The following is an 18,180-nucleotide window of genomic DNA, read 5'->3' as shown; positions in this document are numbered from 1 at the left end:
TAATGTAGTATTTATCCCACCGATCCTTCGAGGGAGATTTCTAATAGTTTTTGAGCTTCAACTGCGAACTCCATTGGTAGTTTATTTAAAACTTCTTTACTGAACCCATTAACAATAAGAGCTATTGCTTTTTCAGTATCAATACCTCTTTGATTACAATAAAATATTTGGTCTTCACCTATTTTACTGGTTGTTGCTTCGTGTTCTATTTGTGCAGAATTATTTCTAGCCTCTATATAAGGAAAAGTATGAGCTCCACATTCATTCCCCATTAATAAAGAATCACATTGTGAAAAATTTCTTGCATTGTCAGCTCTAGAATTTACTTGAACTAAACCCCTGTAGCTATTTTGTGATTTTCCTGCTGAAATTCCTTTTGAGATTATTGTACTTCTTGTGTTTTTACCGATGTGAATCATCTTTGTTCCTGTATCTGCTTGTTGATAATTATTTGTTACAGCAATAGAATAAAATTCCCCTATTGAATTATCTCCTTTTAAAATACACGAAGGATATTTCCAAGTTACTGCAGAACCAGTTTCGACTTGGGTCCATGAAATTTTTGAATTTTTGTGGCAAATACCTCTTTTAGTTACAAAATTGTAAACTCCTCCTTTGCCTTCTTTATTTCCAGGAAACCAGTTTTGGACAGTTGAATATTTAATTTCAGCATCATCATGAGCTATTAATTCAACAACCGCAGCATGTAATTGATTTTCATCTCTTGAAGGAGCAGTGCAGCCTTCCAGATAACTTACAAAACTTCCTTCATCAGCAATAACCAGTGTTCTCTCAAACTGACCTGTTCCTCCTTGATTTATTCTAAAATATGTAGATAATTCCATCGGACATTTAATGCCTTTTGGTATATAGCAAAACGACCCATCCGAGAAAACTGCTGAATTTAATGCTGCGTAATAATTATCTTTTGGTGGGATTATAGTTCCAATATATTTTTTAACTAATTTCGGGTGGTTTTTTATTGCCTCAGAAATTGGACAAAAAATAATTCCTTTTTTCGCTAAAGTATCTCTGAATGTTGTTGCTACTGAAACTGAATCAACAACAATATCCATAGCTACTCCAGAAAGCTTTTTTTGCTCGTCAATAGAAATCCCTAGTTTATTAAAAGTTTCTAATAACTCTGGATCAACTTCATCAAGACTTTTGTATTGAGTCTTTTCTTTAGGAGCTGAATAATATGATATTGCTTGAAAATCTGGCTTATTATAGTTTACATTTGCCCAATCAGGTTCGTCCATGTTCAGCCAAGCTCTATATGCATCAATTCTCCAGTCAGTCATCCACTGGGGTTCGTTTTTCTTTTTTGAAATTGCACAAACAACTTTTTCGTTGAGTCCAATAGGAAAAGTTTCTGACTCTATATCAGTATAGAAGCCATATTCGTATTCCTTTGTCTCAAGCTCTTTTTTTAATTCATCTTCAGTGTAAGCCATAAAATATTTTTTTTTAAAGAGAAAAACTCTCTCCACATCCACAAGTTCTTTGTGCATTTGGATTATTAAACACAAACCCTTTTCCGTTAAGTCCCCCAGAATACTCCAATGTCGTTCCGATTAAATAAAGAAGACTTTTTTTGTCAACTATAATTTTAACATCATTATCTTCATAAAGCTTATCTTTAATGTTGGCTTCGTTGTCAAAGTTAAGATCATATGACAATCCTGAACAGCCACCACTTTTTACTCCAACCCTAACATAAGCTTCGTTGGGATCAAAACCTTCTTCCCTCATTAAAGTTCTAACTTTATTTTTTGCCGAAGCGGAAACTTTAATCATCTTTTCAAAAATTGATCAATTGACCACAAATATAAGCAATACTTAGTTTATAAAGGTTTTGATCTGAAAATATTGATAATAAAAAAACTAATATTTATTCATTCAAAATAGCAACAAAAACATCAGTATCAATTGACTTTTTTACACTAAAATCTCCATTATCACTTTCCGTAGTCCCAACCAAAACTAACGAGCCGTTTTTAAGCTGAGAAATTGAACTACCCAGGTCCTCACCATCACCCATAATTTTCCAGGAGTTTTGTACAATACCGCTTGGCTGAATTTGAGTTAAAAAAACAGCATTATTTGGAAGACTTACTCCTTCAGTATTCAATGGGTTTCTTGAATAACCTATTACAAAATAACTTCCATCTAAAGTTTGTACTACGTCTTTTGCATAATCAAATTGAGGACTACCATACCTCATTTTACTCAATATATTTCCCGAAGAATCAATGTTAATAAACATAAAATCATTTAATCCTTTGGTTTTAAGTTCTTTGATTTTTGGACTATTTGTGTTTCCTAAAATCGTGTAATTATTATCTTGATTTTTAATTATAATTACCCCCTCGTCAATTGCAGATCCTCCATACGATTTTTCCCACATCAGTTCTCCATTTGAGGAAAGTTTTATTATCCACACATCATAACTGCCAAATGAATTTGAAATCTCAACATCTTGACTTTCCGATGTGCCAACTAAAATAAAGCCTCCATCCTCTGTTTCGATTGAATCGTATGATCTATCATTGTTTGATCCTCCAAAGTATCTTCTCCAAACCAAATCTCCATTCATGTTTACTTTATGACACCAAAACTCTCCAACCCCGTGCCTGAGTGTGCTACCCTGACCTTCAGAGGCTGTAACGTCGAGGAATCCATTGAAAAATAATCCGCCATCGCTTGTTTTAATAATATTATATGCATGATCATGTCCAGCAAAACCATAACTTTTTTCCCAAAGTAGTTTTCCAAAAGAATCTGTTTTTAAAAGCCAATTATCATGTTGACCCATGTTGATGCTAGCATCACCATCATCACTTTTACTATAGCCAATTATATAGAAACTTCCATCATAAGACTCGATTACATCGTTTCCAATATCATCATCCGACCCCCCGTAAGTGTTGGTCCAAACTATTTTACCATCATAATCAAATTTGGTTAAAAAAATATCATTTCCTTCTCTATTTTTGTTTTTAAAATGACCATCCTTACTCTTGGTTTGGCCAACGATAACAAAACCTCCATCCTGTGTTGAAACAACTTTTTTAACAACATCTTCATCGCTGCCACCAATAATTTGAGTAACCTTTAAATTATTTTCAATAAATATTAAATCGTACAGACCTATTTCCGAAAAATCAGGCGAACATGAAAAAATTAAAAGAAATACAACTATTAATTTTTTTCTCATTTAATCAGATGCTTTTACAAGAAAAAGACCGCTATTACTGTCGCTTATAGCAATGATTCCACTTTGAAAAAAAGGGTAAATATTCCAAACACCATTAAAACTTCCTAAATCACTTTCGGGATAAGTATCAAAATACATGACCTCATCCATACTGTTGTTTTGAATTTGTGAAATATCCATTACTCGAAGTCCAGCAGTATAATTTGACAAATAATATAAGCCTCCAACAACATACCCGTTATGATCGATCGCTGTCGTTGTTCCATTGTATGTAAATGATAGCTCTGGATCCGTTAAACGAGTCATATCAAAAACATATGTTTTTGTATTTCCGCCATAATAATATTCATCTAATTCGTCTCCAAAAAATAAATATTTATGATCCATTGATAACCAGCTCTGATGAGCATAACCTGAGCCTCCGTAGGATTTAGTAGTTATTAATTCTGGATTACTTTTATCTGTTACATCAACAATAACAACTTTATTATTTGACCCCCCATCACTATTGCTCCCAATATATATTTCTTTACCAACATATCTTTCATCTGGACCATGGTATATTACAACTTGTGCATCATGAGAATATCCCATATTTCTATATCCACCAACCTCTTCAGGGTTTTTTGGGTCATTTATGTCAATAAATAACGGACCACCAGAATATCTCTGGCTTCCAATAATATAAGCAAAACCCGTATTTTCGTTAATCGCAATATTATGAGCACTTCCAAAAGAATTCAATCTTTTATCTGGGATCAAATTTTGAAATGTGCTGATATCTCTTAACCTTTTTAAGTCAAATATTTGGAGTCCATGATCATTTGCTTCAGAAACAATAAAAGCATGATTTTTAAAAACTTTGATATCCCTCCAAGTACTTGGAGTAGATACAGATATCTTAGCAAGATAAATAGGATTAAGTGGATCACTTATGTCAACAAAAGCAGTTCCGTCATTTAGCCCCTGAATAACATATTCCTTTCTTGTTTCACGATCAGTCCAACCCCAATTATCATTAGCAAAGTCACTTTTAAATTCGGTTAATGTAACCTGACTAAAAAGATTCATGCCACTGCAAGGGTATCCATTAGCAAATCCATTTTCACATAATGTAATTTTATTACTTGCGACGTCAGCTGATATTAGTGATTCGTCACCATCATCTGGATTAATAATTGATTCCTTTATTATCTCATATTCATATTTGTTACAAGAAATAAATGTTGCTAAAAAAATGAATAACAGGAACTTTTTTTTCATATCGCAATTTAATGAATTCATATCTAAAAAATCCTATTTGAAAGCATAGACCTATTTATGTACTTTTACCGAATGCTAGAAAATAAAAATACAAAAATAACACCCATAGAAAATCTAGGAGAATTTGAGTTAATAAATCATTTAACAAAAAGATTTTCTATCGTCAACCCTTCTTCAAAAATCGGCATTGGTGATGACGCCTGCATAATTGATTTTAAAAGTAATTTGAGCGCAATAAGTACCGACCTGCTTATTGAAGGTATTCATTTTGACTTGTCATATGTTCCTTTAAAGCATCTTGGATATAAAGCTGTAGTCGTTAATCTTTCTGATATTTATTCAATGAATGCGAAACCAAGTCAAATAACAGTTTCTTTAGCTATTTCAAATCGCTTTACAGTTGAAGCTTTAGAAGAGTTTTACGACGGAATTAGGGCAGCGTGCTCTAAATACAAAGTAGACTTGGTTGGAGGAGATACAACCAGCTCAACTAAAGGGATGGTAATTTCAATAACAGCAATTGGACAGGTCAAGCCAAAAAATATTTCCAAGAGAGGTGGGGCTAAAAATAATGACTTATTAGTGGTTTCTGGTGATCTAGGGGGGGCTTATGCTGGACTCCAAGTTTTAGAGCGTGAAAAGGCTGTTTTTAAAGTTAACCCCAAGGTTCAGCCCGACCTAGACTCCTACACATACAGTATAGGTAGACAGCTGAAGCCTGAAGCTAGAAAAGATATTATTGAACTTTTAAATGATTTGAAAATTACACCGAATGCTATGATAGATATCAGTGATGGTCTTTCTTCAGAAACCCTTCATTTGTGTAAATCTTCTGGATTAGGATGCCACCTATATGAAGAAAAAATCCCCATAGATCCTGAAGTAATTAAAATATGTGAAGAGTTTAGAATCAATCCAACTACTGCTGCGCTTAATGGTGGAGAAGATTATGAACTGTTAATGGCTATCCCACAATCTAATTATGATAAAATTAAAAACCATCCTTATTTAACTATAATTGGTCACTTTACCGATAATGAAACCGGTGGAAAACTAATAAATGGTTTAAACCAGCAAATAGAATTAACAGCCCAAGGTTGGAATCCAATTTAAAAATAAAATTAACCAAGCGATACATCTAGAATCATCATGACTATAAACCCACCTATAAAACCAAGGGTAGCAATGTCAGTATTATTATCTTGCTGAGTCTCTGGAATCACTTCTTCCACCACTACAAAAATCATAGCTCCTGCTGCAAACGCTAATGCGTAAGGAAGGATAGGGGTGAAAAAAGTCACTGCAATTGCTCCAATAACTGCAGCAATTGGTTCAACAATAGCTGATAACTGTCCATACCAAAAACTTTTAAATCGGCTGACTCCTTGCCTTCTTAGAGGCATTGCAACCGCGATTCCTTCGGGAAAATTTTGAATACCTATCCCTATTGCCAAAGTTACAGCACCAGCTATGGAAGCTTCTGGAATACCAGACGCTACCCCACCAAACAATACACCAACCGCCAATCCTTCAGGAATATTATGAAGAGTAATTGCCAAAACCATTAAAGTGGTTCTTCTCCAAGGTGTTTTAATCCCTTCGGTTTCTTTAAAATTAATATGAATATGAGGAAGTATCTTATCGAGGGAAAATAAAAAAATTGCACCCAAACCAAAACCTATCGCAGCAGGAATGACCTTTTCAAATCCAGATCCTGGAGTCATTTCAATAGCAGGAGATAAAAGACTCCAAAAGCTTGCCGCGACCATAACTCCTCCTGTGAAACCAAGCATTCCATCTAATACAGCTCTATTCATTGTTTTAAAAAAGAAAACAAAAGAAGCTCCAAATGCGGTTAATCCCCATGTAAAAACAGTAGCATAAAGCGCTCCTAAAACAGGATTGATTGATTCAAAAAATGAAATTATATAGTCCATATATAAAGATATGACACAAAACTATCATAAAGTTTTATACTACAAAACATTTATTAAAAAAATAAATAAATAAATAAGGGTATTAATTTTAATTATATACTTTTGAGATAATTCCTTATGAAAATAAAAAAATTCAATTATATAATTTGTGGTGGTGGTGCATCCGGGATGCTATTAGCAAATAACCTGGTTTCAGATCCATTTTTTTCAGATAAAAAAATTTTATTAATAGAACGAGACTCTAAGTCTGTAAACGATAGATCCTGGTGTTTTTGGGAAAAAGATGAAGGTGAATTAGATAATATGGTAAGTAAAAAATGGGATTATGCTCTTTTTAAGGCTAATCGTTTTAAAAAAAAATTTAAAATCGAACCTTACAAGTATAAACTCATTAGAGGAATTGATTTTTACAATAATTTCAAAGATTTAAAATCAAAATATGATAATTTAACATATTTAAATGCAGAAATTATTAAGATTGATAAAAATACAAATACTGTATTTACAAATGAAGAAAACTTTTATGGTGATAAAATATTTTCAAGTATTTTAGATTTTAACCTAATTTCAAATCAAAATAAATATCCATTTTTAAAACAACATTTTATTGGTCAATTAGTTGAAACTAAAAATGAAATATTTAATCCAAATGTTGTTACATTTATGGACTTTGATATTCCACAGAAAAACTCAACTAGATTTATTTATGTATTACCATTTTCAAAAACGAAGGCTCTTGTTGAGTATACTCTTTTTTCAGAAAATCTGTTAGAAAAACAAGAGTATACTGAGTCAATCAAAACATATCTTGAAAATCATAATTCTGGCACTTATAAGGTACTTGAGACTGAACAAGGAAATATTCCTATGACTTCTTATAACTTTAAATCAAATAATTCTAAAACTCTACTTTATATTGGAACTGCAGGAGGATGGACCAAGGCAAGTACAGGTTACACTTTTTTAAACACAGTTTCTAAAGCCAAAGAACTAGTCTCGTTTCTTAAAAAAGACAGACCATTAAATGAATTTGAGAAAACCAACCGGTTTTGGTTTTATGATTTGCTTTTTTTAGATGTTCTTAATAAGTATAATAGTTTGGGAAGTTCGATATTCAAAATAATGTTTGAAAATAATGATCCAAAAATCATTTTTAAGTTTTTGGATAATAAGACTACGTTTTTTGAAGAATTAAAATTAATGCTAACTTTTAAAAAAAAGTGGTTTATTCAGGCTTTGATTAAAAGAGTTTTTTAAAAATCTCTGTCCACTAATTTATTTACAAAACCAAGTAATAAATTTTTTTTACTTCTATTCAATTCTAATTTATCAATTTTAAGTAGAACGGATTGTGATAAGTATTTGATCTTATCTATGATGGCTTTTTCGGCCCCACTAGACTTATAAATTGAAGTGACTGCAATTATTTTTTCAGTCGGATTGTCTGGATTAATAGTAATCCATTTGTTAAATTCATTTTTAACTTCATTAGATGAATTTGCCATAACGTATAAGTGAAGAAAGGTTTTTTTATTTTCGATTATATCACCACCTAATTGTTTTCCAAATTTATTGACATCTGCAAAAACATCCAAATAATCATCTTGCAATTGAAAAGCTATTCCTAATTCTACTCCAATATTAAAAATTTCATCTACCTGTTTATTTTTTACTTTCGATATTATAGCCCCAACAGCAAGTGCACATCCAATTAAAACTGCTGTTTTATTTTCAATCATTCCCATATAATCTTCAATAGATATATTTTTTTGAGTCGGAAAATCCATATCTAATTGTTGCCCCTCACAAACCTTTCTTGCTATTTGAGAAAATATTTTAGTTAATGAATGACTTATTTCTGACGGATATTCTTGAAGAAGCTCATAGGACCATATTAACATCATATCACCAGAAAGAATAGCTGTATTTATATCCCATTTCTTATGAACAGTATCTTTTCCTCGCCTCAACGGAGCTTCATCCATTATGTCATCATGAACTAACGAGAAATTATGAAAAACTTCTATTGCAAGAGCAGCTGGTAATGCATTTTTGACATGTCCACCAAAAACTTCGGTAGAAATTAGTGTTAAAATAGGACGAATTCTCTTACCCCCTAATTCAAGGATATATCTAGATGGTTTATAAAGATTTTCTGGAGACTTTTTTGGTAAGTTTTTCTTTAAGTATCCTAAAAATATTTGATGATATTCCTCAATAATGGGCATGAAAAAATTTTTTATAAATGTAAATAAATAATCTAAAGATCTCTCAAAATAAACAATGGAAACTTTTATAGTTTTTATAGTTTCCTTTTGTATATTTGCAACTTGTGAAAGAAAAAATAATACATAAAGCTTCCGAATTATTCTTGTCAATTGGGTTCAAGAGTGTCACAATGGACGATCTTGCTCAATCTATGAGCATTTCAAAAAAAACTATATACCAATTTTTTGAAAATAAAAATAAGCTTATAATTGCTTGTTCTGAATCAATTCAGGGGAAAATTATTGCGACATTTAAAGAAATAAGAAAAAATGAAAAAAATCCAATAATTTCACTTTTTCAAATTAAAAAAGAAGCAATGAAAATTATGGGAAGTACTGAAACTTCTCCTCAATTTCAACTTCAAAAATTTTATCCTGAAATATATGAAAATCTAAAAGATAGGGAGCTTGACCTTGTTAGAGACATTTTCCAAAAGAGCCTCCTAAATGGTATTAAATTAGGATATTTCAGAAAAGAAATAAACACAGACTTTATCACAAGAATATATATTAACGGAATGAGAGGTGTTCGTGATATTAAGCTCTTTCCCTTGGATGAATTTAAATTGGAAAAAGTTATTGAGGATTTTATAGAATACCATCTAAGAGCTATCTCAACAAAAAAAGGTATAACACTTTTAAATAGAATTTATAATAAATCGGAATCATGAAAACATTTGTAGGTTTTTTGTTTTTTTTACTACTTAATTTAAATGCACAAAGTTCCCCCAAAGAGCTTAGCCTTTCTGAAGCAACAATTTTTGCACTTGAAAACAATCCAGAGATTATTAATGCAAAGCGTGATATTGATAAGGCTTACAAAGAAAAATGGAAAACAATCGCAATCGGACTACCTCAAGTAAAAGCAAACTTTGACTATACCAATTTTTTAGAAATGCCAGTTTCATTAATTCCTGCTCAATTTTTCGGAGGTAAAGAAGGAGACTTTGCAGAGGTTAGCTTTGGAACTGAACAGAGCCTAGTTGGGTCTGCCAGGATTACCCAGATAATTTTTGACGGTTCATATCTTTTAGGAGTAAAGGCAACTAAAACTTATTTAGAAGTTTCTGATAATGCACTAAAAAAAACAAATATTGAGGTAAAGAAATCAGTTTATAACGCATATCTAAACACCTTGCTTTCAATTGAAAACATTACTATACTCGATAAAAACATAAGAAATTTAGAGGATGCTCTTAATGAGGCGAAAAAAATTTTTGAAAATGGTTTTTCAGAACAACAGAGTGTCGAACAATTAAAAATTACATTATCGGAGTTAAAATCAAAAAGAAAATTTGCTTATCAATTTAATTTATTATCAAAAGATATACTTAAAATATCTTTGGGATATAATATTGAAGATGAACTTACTCTTACAAGTTCTATAGAATCCATTATAGATTCCCTGGCCATTGAAATTCCATTAATAGAGTCATGGGATTTAAATTCAAATATTGATGTAAAAATAGCAAACACCAATGTTGAATATAAAAGACTTGAATATAAGTTAGAACAAACAAAGTCTCTCCCAACACTATCCACCTTTTTAAGTGGCGCTTATACTGGAAACAACAATTCTTTTTTATTCAATAAACAAAATCAAAAATGGTTTGGATCTGCTTTGTTTGGGGTGAATCTTAAGGTGCCTATATTCAGTTCGTTTGGAAGGTCGGCAAGCTCTCAAATGGCAAAAATATCCTATGAACAATCCAAAACTAAACTTGAAACACTAGAAAAACAGATAAAGGTCACATTGAAAAATGCAAAAGCAAATTACGAGCTAGGACTTGATGATTTTTATACAACAAAAAGTAATATGAAACTTGCGGAAAGTATAGAAAGAAAAAATAAAATAAAGTTTTCCCAAGGGATCGTAAGTAGTTTTGATCTCAGACAAGCTCAAACGCAGCTTTATGCTGCACAAAATAAATATTTAAATGCATTAAAGAACTTAGCTTCCAAAAAAATTGAATTTGAAACACTCTTAAATATTACAAATAAATAAAAATGATGAAATCAAACATATACATTTTTTCTTTAACCCTTATGTTATTTAGTTGTAACGATATTGAAAAAAAAGATATTACATCTATTATCAATTCTAATAATCTAAGGTTGGTTCAAGATGAAAAGACTGAAATTAGTAGAGAAATTAATATTCTTCAAAAGGAATTAAAAAAATTAAATGAGGCAATCATTAATTTAGATGAAAATAAAAAAATTCCAATTGTAACAAATTACTTGGTTGAAAATAAACCTTTTAAACATTATATTGAAGTTCAAGGTGGATTGAATTCAGACAAAAATTTAAAGCTTTATCCAGAAATTCCAGGAATTATTAAATTCATAAATGTTAAAGAAGGGCAAAAAGTTTTTAAAGGTAGTGTTCTGGTAGAGCTCGAAAACGAGGGGATAGTTGCCCAGCTGGAACAAATGAAATTAAAGTTAAAATTAGCTAAAACAACTTACGAAAGACAGTCTAGATTATGGGAACAAAAAATAGGGTCTGAAATACAATTTTTACAATCAGAAACTAATTATTTAATTTTAAAGAAAAGTATAGATCAAATAAAAAATCAAATCCTAAAATCAAAAATAGTTGCTCCTTTTGATGGAGTAATTGATGAATTAATTTCTGATTTAGGGAGTAATGTTAATCCCGGAATAACTCCTGTTTTAAGAATTATAAATCTTGAAGAAATTAAGGTAAAAGCTGAAATTCCAGAAACTCATATTGGAAATGTAAAAATAAATTCTGAAGTTATAGTTTTTATTCCGGTAATTTCTTCTACAGTTTTAACCAAAATATCTTCAGTTGGAAATGTTATAAATCCGAGTAATAGAAATTTCAAGATTGAAATTATACTTAAAAATAAAAATAATGATTTTAAACCCAATATGACTGCAAAGATCTTTATCAATGATTATGAAAACCCCAAAGCAATTTTAGTGTCTGAAAAAAATATTATTGAAAATAGTAAAAATGAATTTTATGTTTTAAAGTTATATCCACTAGATCTTGAACAAAATATGTACACAGCAGTCAAGACTTTTGTTCGATTAGGTAAAACATCAGAAAATAAAATAGAAATTTTAGAGGGACTTAAAAGTGGTGACCTTATTATTGAAGATGGAATTCGACAAGTTAAAGATGGGCAAATAGTAAAATCAATAAACTTCTAAAGATATTTCCCAAATGAAAAAATCATCAGAATTAAAAGAGTTTAAGCCATCCTCTTGGGCAATTGATAGGAGTACAGTAATTTATGTAATCATCGGCGTTTTTTTATTCTTAGGTGTCTCAGCTTACTTTTCAATGGCTAGAGAAAATTATCCAGAAATAAAAGAAAATCAAATCTTTGTAAGTTCTGTTTTTCCTGGAAATACTGCTGAAGACATAGAAAGACTAATTACAGATCCTCTTGAAGAAGAGCTAAAGGGTGTTAAAAATCTTGTCGATATTGTATCAACATCAAGAGAAAATGTTTCATTAATAACTGTTGAATTTGATGAAGGAATCTCTAATGTAAATGCTAAAATTCAGGTTAAAGATAAAGTTGATTTAATAACATCTGGATCGGATTGGCCAACTTTTAATAATGCGAAAGTCGAACCAAATGTTTTTGCTTTAACTATTTCTGAAGAAATACCAATTCTAAATATTGGATTGACAGGAGATATTCCAATAAGAGAAATGAAGTTTTATGCGGAACTACTTCAAGATAAAATTGAGCAAATGTCTGAAGTTAAAGAAGTTGCATTAAGAGGTGTTCAGGATTTTGAAATTGAAGTTGCTATTGACCTTCTAAAAATGACTTCATTGTCAGTTTCTTTTAAAGATGTTATAAATACTATTCAAAGAGAGAATAATACCGTTTCCGCAGGTAGTATTGAAGGTGACGGTACAAGGAGAAATGTAAGAGTTTTGGGAGAAATAAATTCTCCAAAAGATTTAAACAATTTTGTTATAAAAACTCAAAACGGGGTAGTGTATTTAAAAGATTTTTCTACAATTAATTTTAAAGAAAAAGAAAAAAATTCTTATGCAAGATCAAATGGAAATACAGCACTTGTATTGGATGTTAAGAAACGAAGTGGAAAAAATTTAATTAAGACTGTTGAAAAAATTCGTACAACAATTAAAGATGTCAAATCTGCAAATTTTCCAAGTTCAATTAATATTGAGATTTCAAATGATCAGTCCAATACAACAAAAAATATAGTGAGTGATTTAGTAAATAATATAATTTTTGGTGTAATTCTGGTCGTTACTGTTTTAATGTTCTTTTTAGGGTTTAGGAATTCGCTTTTTGTTGGATTTGCTATCCCAATGTCAATGCTTATGTCTTTTATGATATTAAACTTTTTAGGAAGTACAATAAACACAATGGTTCTTTTTGGTTTAATTATGGGTATGGGAATGTTAGTTGACAACGGAATTGTTGTTGTTGAAAACGCTTATCGTCTGATGGAGAAAGAAGGGATGTCAAAAATAGAGGCTGCCAAAAAAGGAATTGGAGAAATCGCAACACCAATAATAGTTTCAACCGCAACAACAGTTGCTGCATTTATTCCTTTAGGTTTTTGGCCTGGAACAATAGGTAAATTTATGATCTATTTCCCATTCACTCTCTCAATTGTCTTGGGATCTTCTTTGATTGTTGCCATTTTTTTTAATTCGATGCTTGTTTCAAAGTTCATGAGTACTAAAGACAAAATAATTAGCAAAAAAAAACTTCGAAGAGTAACTTTTTTCTTATCTGGGATGGGGGCTATCTTAATCTTTTTTCCAGGAAAATTCAGGGGTCTTGGAACTTTATTATTATTACTAAATGTTTTTTTATGGGCATACAAACTTTTTATAAAAAAATGGGCTCTATATTTTAGAACTGTCAGTCTTGTGAGTTTAGAGAAAATCTATACCAAAGTTTTACGATTTTCATTGTCTGGTAAAACTCCTTTTTTATTGTTAACTGGGACTATTGCTTTACTTTTTTCTTCATTTGTTATTTTGGGATTATCTGCTCCAAAAGTTGAGTTTTTTCCAGAAAATCAACCTCAACAAATTTTCATTTATATTGAATATCCAGTTGGAACTTCAATAAATAAGACAAACTCCGTTTCAAAATTAATTGAAGGTGATGTACTTAAGGTTTTGAATAATGCTAAATACATTGATAATGGAGATAATTTTATGATAGACTCTAATGTCACGTTTGTTGGCTTAGGATCACAAAATCCTGAAGTTGATAATGGAGGTGACCAAGATATGCCACATAAATCTAAAATTACCATAACTACTTCACAATTCAAATATAGACGTGGACTATCGAGTGAAACTCTCAGGAAGGAGTTACAGAAAAAGTTAAAAGATAAATATGCTGGAGTTTCTGTTTCTGTTGAAAAAGACTCAAAAGGCCCTCCTGCAGGATATCCTGTAAATATTGAGATTTTTGGTGAAAATTATGATGAACTAATTCAAACCGCAGAAGGCTTAAAAAGTTATTTGGTATCTGAAAACATACCTGGAGTTGAGGGTTTGAAAATTGACGTCAACAAAAGTAAACCCGGTATGATAATTGAAATAGATAGAGAAAAAGCAGGATCACTTGGAGTTACTGCAGGTCAAATTGGACAGCAACTTAGAGGTTCCGTTTTTGGAGAAAAGGCTGGTGTGTATAAAAATGAGGGAGAAGATTATGATATAAATGTAAGATTTAACAAAAAGGATAGAAGTTTTATTGATCAATTGTTAGACCAGTATATTGTTTTTAGAGATCAGGCTAGTGGAAAGATTAAGAAAATTCCTCTCAGTACTCTTGTGAAATATAAAAATTCTGTTTCTTTTAATGCGATTAAACATCGAGACCTGAAAAGAGTTGTAACACTATATTCTCCAATATTAGCAGGTTATAATGGAAATGCAGTTGTGGCTAACGTTAAAGAAAGTGTTTCAAACTTTGATAAAATCAAATCTAATATTGAGTTAAAATTTACTGGAGAAATTGAAGAGCAGGATAAAAATATGCGTTTTTTATTATCAGCCCTTGCAGCAGCCTTGGGAATGATACTGTTTTTATTAGTTCTTCAATTTAATTCTATATCAAACCCCCTCATTATTCTGTTGTCAATTTTCTTAAGCTTTACAGGAGTTCTATATGGTATAAGTTTATTTAATATGCCGTTTGTAATTATGATGACTATGATGGGGATAATAGCCTTGTCTGGAATTGTTGTTAATAATGGAGTGGTTTTAATTGATTACACTCAACTATTAATTGCCAGGAAAAAAGAAGATTTAGGTATTAGTTTTAAAAATTTACTTCCAAAATTAGATGCGCGTGAAGCAATTGTTTATGGAGGTGCTGCTAGACTTCGTCCAGTTCTTCTTACAGCAATAACAACAATTTTAGGTTTAATACCTTTAGCTACAGGACTAAATATTGATTTCTTTTCCTTAATAACCGAATGGGATCCAAAAATATTTATTGGAGGAGATAACGTTATTTTCTGGGGGCCACTTGCTTGGACAGTTATATTTGGTCTTACCTTTGCTACATTTTTAACTCTATTTATTGTACCCAGTTGTTTTTACATTGTATATCAAGTTAAATTAACTATTAACAATTGGAGAGGGATTAAAAAGTAATAACTTAATACCTTTATACTATATTTTATAGATATGCTTAGATCACACACCTGCGGACAATTAAATTTGACTGATATAGATAAAACTGTTACCCTGTCTGGATGGGTTCAAAAAATTAGAGATAAAGGTTTTATTGTATGGATAGATTTAAGAGATCGTTATGGAATTACTCAACTAGTTTTTGACGAAAAAAGATCAACAAACAAAGTCTTTGAAAGTGCAAAGAAACTTTCCAGGGAATTCGTAATTCAAGTCACTGGAAAAGTAATTGAGAGAGAATCAAAAAATGCTGAACTTCATACTGGAAATATTGAACTACTGGTTAATCAGTTAACTATTTTAAATGCATCCGAAACTCCACCATTTACAATAGAAGATAAAACAGATGGTGGCGAAGAAATTAGAATGCAGTATAGATACCTTGACATTAGAAGAAATAAAGTTAGAGATAATTTAATTTTTAGACATAAAGTTACAATGGAGGTGAGGAATTATTTGAGTAATGAGGGTTTTATTGATATTGAAACTCCTTATTTGATAAAATCTACTCCCGAAGGAGCTAGAGATTTTATTGTTCCATCAAGGATGAATTCAGGTGAGTTTTATGCATTACCCCAGTCTCCACAAACCTTCAAGCAACTTTTAATGGTTGGGGGAATTGATAGATATTTTCAAATAGTAAAATGTTTTAGAGATGAAGATCTTCGAGCTGACAGACAACCAGAATTCACTCAAATAGATTGTGAAATGAGTTTTGTAGACCAAGAAGATATTTTAAGTCAATTTGAAAGTTTGATTTCTCATTTAATTATGAAGATAAATAATTACAAAGTCGATTCCTTTCCAAGAATTACTTTTGATGACGCAATTAAAAGTTACGGAAGCGATAAGCCAGATATTCGATTTGAAATGAAATTCGGAGACATTACTGATAAAGCTAAAGGCAAAGGATTTAGTGTTTTTGATAATGAACAAATAATTGTAGGGTTTTCAATAAAAAATGGAGCTTCTCTAAGCAGAAAGGAGATTGATAACTGGGTAGGCTGGGTGAAAAAACCTCAGATTGGAGCAAAAGGGATGGTCTGGGTAAAATACAACGAAGACAAATCTTTTAAATCTTCAGTTGACAAATTTTATTCTGAAAGTGATCTTTTAGAATGGGCTAAAATAACCAAAGCTAATTCTGGTGATTTGATTTTCATTCTTTCTGGAGAAACTAAAAAAACTTTAAAACAACTAGGAGAATTAAGACTTGCTGTTGCTGAAAGTAGAAATCTTAGAAAACCTAATATTTTTGCTCCTCTTTGGGTGACTGATTTTCCTCTATTAGAGTGGGATGAAGAATCAAATCGTTATCATGCCATGCATCATCCTTTTACCTCTCCAAAAATACAAGACATAAAATTGCTCGAAACCTACCCTGAAAAAGTAAAAGCAAATGCATACGATCTTGTTCTAAACGGAAATGAAATTGGAGGAGGATCAATACGAATTCATGATTCAAAACTTCAAAAACAAATATTTAATCTTTTAGGTTTTTCTGATACTGAAGCTGAATCACAATTTGGATTTTTAATTGGTGCTTTTAAATTTGGAGCTCCTCCTCACGGTGGGATTGCATTTGGGCTAGACAGACTTGTTTCAATTTTAGGAGGAAAGGAGACTATTCGAGATTTCATTGCTTTTCCAAAAAACAACTCAGGTAGAGATATTATGATTGATTCACCTTCTAAAATTGACAAGTCACAACTTGATGAATTAAGATTAGATATAAAATCTGAATGAAAATTATACTTCGTGTTTTATTTGTATTAATTCTTTTATTCTTAATTACAGGATATTACATTAAAAGTATTGAGGAAAATGAGATTTTTGGAGAAAAAATATTAGGAATTACTGTTCTTTTTTCTGTTATGATTTTTTTACCAGTATTTCTTTATCATCGTTGGAAAGACAAAGATATCCGTAATTATATGCTTACAAAAGAAAATTTCGACAGGATAAAAAAAATGAATGAAAAGAAAAAATCCAATAAATTTTTAAAATAAATCAATATAAAAGTTTTCAGAAAAGAAAGTTCGTGTAACTTTGTCGAAATTTTTATAAAAATAATATGACTGGTACAGTTAAATTTTTCAATGAATCCAAAGGATATGGGTTTATTACAAATGATGAGTCTGGTGCTGATGTTTTTGTTCACATAACAGCCCTAAATGGACTTTCACTCCAAGAGGGTGACAAAGTTGAATATGTAGAGGAAGATGGTAATAAAGGAAAGCAAGCTTCCAACCTTACCAAATTATAATTCTTCATAATAAAGAACACAAAACCTCCCTACTGGAAGTTTTTTTATTTCCTTTTATTTTTGAAAAAATTTTTCAATAACTCTTCAGACTCTTTAACAAAGTCCCCTCTTTGAATTTTAGTTTTTGGATGTAACAAATTCTCCATTCTCGAAAAACCCCTCTCAATATCACTGGCACTATATATAACTCGATCAATTTGACTCCAAAATAATGCACCTGCACACATTACACAAGGCTCAAGAGTTATGTAAATTGAACATCCTTTTAAGTATTTACCGTTTAGATAATTTGAAGCTGATGTAATTGCTTGCATTTCAGCATGAGCTGTAATATCATTTAAACATTGGGTTAGGTTATGAGATCTGGCAATTATTTTATTTTTAATTACCACAACAGCTCCAACAGGAACTTCACCAATTTCATCTGCTTTTTTGGCCTCCTTGAGAGCTTCCGCCATAAAAAATTTGTCATCAAATAAGTTAATCATTATAGAAATTTAAAAATGTATGGGTTACTGAAACGAAATATTATATTTGTT

The 18,180-nt window shown here is 30.9% G+C and carries 16 protein-coding genes; 9 read left to right on the top strand and 7 right to left on the bottom strand.

All coding sequences use genetic code 11. The features are described 5' to 3' along the window. Positions 1-11 precede the first annotated feature (11 nt). From sufB to AC3ATN_RS01500, 4 genes are all read right to left on the bottom strand, one after another. Positions 12-1,457: a Fe-S cluster assembly protein SufB gene (sufB, locus tag AC3ATN_RS01515; RefSeq protein WP_487531446.1), complete on the bottom strand. Its 1,446-nt coding sequence runs from the start codon at positions 1,455-1,457 to the stop codon at positions 12-14. 13 nt (positions 1,458-1,470) lie between these two features. Next, a complete protein-coding gene (locus AC3ATN_RS01510; protein ID WP_487531445.1) occupies positions 1,471-1,800 on the bottom strand; it encodes a HesB/IscA family protein in 330 nt (109 codons plus the stop codon). A gap of 94 nt (positions 1,801-1,894) precedes the next feature. Continuing rightward, positions 1,895-3,220 carry a hypothetical protein gene (locus tag AC3ATN_RS01505; protein ID WP_487531444.1) on the bottom strand — a complete coding sequence of 442 codons (1,326 nt, stop codon included), beginning with the start codon at positions 3,218-3,220 and terminating at the stop codon, positions 1,895-1,897. Beyond that, positions 3,221-4,483 (bottom strand): choice-of-anchor B family protein, encoded by a 1,263-nt coding sequence (locus tag AC3ATN_RS01500; RefSeq protein ID WP_487531443.1) that lies wholly within the window; start codon positions 4,481-4,483, stop codon positions 3,221-3,223. Positions 4,484-4,555: 72 nt separating this feature from the next. Here AC3ATN_RS01500 and thiL point away from each other — a divergent pair, with 72 nt between their 5' ends. Continuing rightward, positions 4,556-5,596: a thiamine-phosphate kinase gene (gene thiL, locus AC3ATN_RS01495; protein WP_487531442.1), complete on the top strand. Its 1,041-nt coding sequence runs from the start codon at positions 4,556-4,558 to the stop codon at positions 5,594-5,596. Positions 5,597-5,604: 8 nt separating this feature from the next. On the opposite strand, the gene AC3ATN_RS01490 is transcribed toward thiL, so the two are convergent. Continuing rightward, a complete protein-coding gene (locus AC3ATN_RS01490; protein WP_487531441.1) occupies positions 5,605-6,420 on the bottom strand; it encodes a ZIP family metal transporter in 816 nt (271 codons plus the stop codon). A gap of 117 nt (positions 6,421-6,537) precedes the next feature. Here AC3ATN_RS01490 and AC3ATN_RS01485 point away from each other — a divergent pair, with 117 nt between their 5' ends. Then, on the top strand, positions 6,538-7,677 hold the full coding sequence (locus AC3ATN_RS01485) for a lycopene cyclase family protein (protein WP_487531440.1): 1,140 nt from the start codon (positions 6,538-6,540) through the stop codon (positions 7,675-7,677). Here the strand turns inward: AC3ATN_RS01485 and AC3ATN_RS01480 are convergent. Further along, positions 7,674-8,648: a polyprenyl synthetase family protein gene (locus AC3ATN_RS01480; protein ID WP_487531438.1), complete on the bottom strand. Its 975-nt coding sequence runs from the start codon at positions 8,646-8,648 to the stop codon at positions 7,674-7,676. The two genes, AC3ATN_RS01485 and AC3ATN_RS01480, sit on opposite strands and share 4 nt — an antisense overlap. Positions 8,649-8,752: 104 nt before the next feature. Between AC3ATN_RS01480 and AC3ATN_RS01475 the strand changes: the two genes are divergently transcribed. The 7 genes from AC3ATN_RS01475 to AC3ATN_RS01445 all read left to right on the top strand — a co-directional run bounded on the left by AC3ATN_RS01475 (position 8,753) and on the right by AC3ATN_RS01445 (position 17,641). Then, complete coding sequence (locus AC3ATN_RS01475; protein WP_487531437.1) at positions 8,753-9,358, top strand: TetR/AcrR family transcriptional regulator; 606 nt, start codon at positions 8,753-8,755, stop codon at positions 9,356-9,358. Then, positions 9,355-10,692, top strand: coding sequence for a TolC family protein (locus AC3ATN_RS01470; protein WP_487531436.1), 1,338 nt, complete (start codon positions 9,355-9,357; stop codon positions 10,690-10,692). The genes AC3ATN_RS01475 and AC3ATN_RS01470 overlap by 4 nt, the downstream gene beginning before the upstream one ends. Before the next feature lie 2 nt (positions 10,693-10,694). Then, positions 10,695-11,870, top strand: coding sequence for an efflux RND transporter periplasmic adaptor subunit (locus AC3ATN_RS01465; RefSeq protein WP_487531435.1), 1,176 nt, complete (start codon positions 10,695-10,697; stop codon positions 11,868-11,870). A 13-nt stretch (positions 11,871-11,883) separates the two neighbouring features. After that, positions 11,884-15,336, top strand: coding sequence for an efflux RND transporter permease subunit (locus tag AC3ATN_RS01460; protein ID WP_487531434.1), 3,453 nt, complete (start codon positions 11,884-11,886; stop codon positions 15,334-15,336). A 33-nt stretch (positions 15,337-15,369) separates the two neighbouring features. Beyond that, the gene (aspS, locus tag AC3ATN_RS01455; RefSeq protein WP_487531433.1) at positions 15,370-17,121 is read left to right on the top strand and encodes an aspartate--tRNA ligase; all 1,752 of its coding nucleotides are present in this window, start codon (positions 15,370-15,372) and stop codon (positions 17,119-17,121) included. Beyond that, on the top strand, positions 17,118-17,384 hold the full coding sequence (locus tag AC3ATN_RS01450; protein WP_487531432.1) for a hypothetical protein: 267 nt from the start codon (positions 17,118-17,120) through the stop codon (positions 17,382-17,384). Before aspS ends, AC3ATN_RS01450 begins: the two co-directional genes overlap by 4 nt. Positions 17,385-17,449: 65 nt before the next feature. Then, positions 17,450-17,641 carry a cold-shock protein gene (locus AC3ATN_RS01445; RefSeq protein WP_487531431.1) on the top strand — a complete coding sequence of 64 codons (192 nt, stop codon included), beginning with the start codon at positions 17,450-17,452 and terminating at the stop codon, positions 17,639-17,641. A gap of 44 nt (positions 17,642-17,685) precedes the next feature. Here the strand turns inward: AC3ATN_RS01445 and AC3ATN_RS01440 are convergent, their stop codons facing one another. Next, entirely contained in the window at positions 17,686-18,129 is a 444-nt protein-coding gene (locus AC3ATN_RS01440; protein ID WP_487531430.1) for a nucleoside deaminase, read from the bottom strand. Between the last annotated feature and the right edge of the window lie 51 nt (positions 18,130-18,180).

The organism is Candidatus Marivariicella sp., assembly GCF_983056325.1.
This window is presented reverse-complemented; position numbering and strand designations above follow the sequence as displayed.

Coding starts and splice junctions, on each gene's coding strand:
- AC3ATN_RS01440 (WP_487531430.1), bottom strand. CDS start 18,129: ATGATTAACTTATTTGATGACAAATTTTTTATGGCGGAAGCTCTCAAG.
- AC3ATN_RS01505 (WP_487531444.1), bottom strand. CDS start 3,220: ATGAGAAAAAAATTAATAGTTGTATTTCTTTTAATTTTTTCATGTTCG.
- aspS (WP_487531433.1), top strand. CDS start 15,370: ATGCTTAGATCACACACCTGCGGACAATTAAATTTGACTGATATAGAT.
- AC3ATN_RS01485 (WP_487531440.1), top strand. CDS start 6,538: ATGAAAATAAAAAAATTCAATTATATAATTTGTGGTGGTGGTGCATCC.
- AC3ATN_RS01465 (WP_487531435.1), top strand. CDS start 10,695: ATGATGAAATCAAACATATACATTTTTTCTTTAACCCTTATGTTATTT.
- AC3ATN_RS01450 (WP_487531432.1), top strand. CDS start 17,118: ATGAAAATTATACTTCGTGTTTTATTTGTATTAATTCTTTTATTCTTA.
- AC3ATN_RS01460 (WP_487531434.1), top strand. CDS start 11,884: ATGAAAAAATCATCAGAATTAAAAGAGTTTAAGCCATCCTCTTGGGCA.
- AC3ATN_RS01490 (WP_487531441.1), bottom strand. CDS start 6,420: ATGGACTATATAATTTCATTTTTTGAATCAATCAATCCTGTTTTAGGA.
- sufB (WP_487531446.1), bottom strand. CDS start 1,457: ATGGCTTACACTGAAGATGAATTAAAAAAAGAGCTTGAGACAAAGGAA.
- AC3ATN_RS01470 (WP_487531436.1), top strand. CDS start 9,355: ATGAAAACATTTGTAGGTTTTTTGTTTTTTTTACTACTTAATTTAAAT.
- thiL (WP_487531442.1), top strand. CDS start 4,556: ATGCTAGAAAATAAAAATACAAAAATAACACCCATAGAAAATCTAGGA.
- AC3ATN_RS01445 (WP_487531431.1), top strand. CDS start 17,450: ATGACTGGTACAGTTAAATTTTTCAATGAATCCAAAGGATATGGGTTT.
- AC3ATN_RS01500 (WP_487531443.1), bottom strand. CDS start 4,483: ATGAAAAAAAAGTTCCTGTTATTCATTTTTTTAGCAACATTTATTTCT.
- AC3ATN_RS01480 (WP_487531438.1), bottom strand. CDS start 8,648: ATGCCCATTATTGAGGAATATCATCAAATATTTTTAGGATACTTAAAG.
- AC3ATN_RS01510 (WP_487531445.1), bottom strand. CDS start 1,800: ATGATTAAAGTTTCCGCTTCGGCAAAAAATAAAGTTAGAACTTTAATG.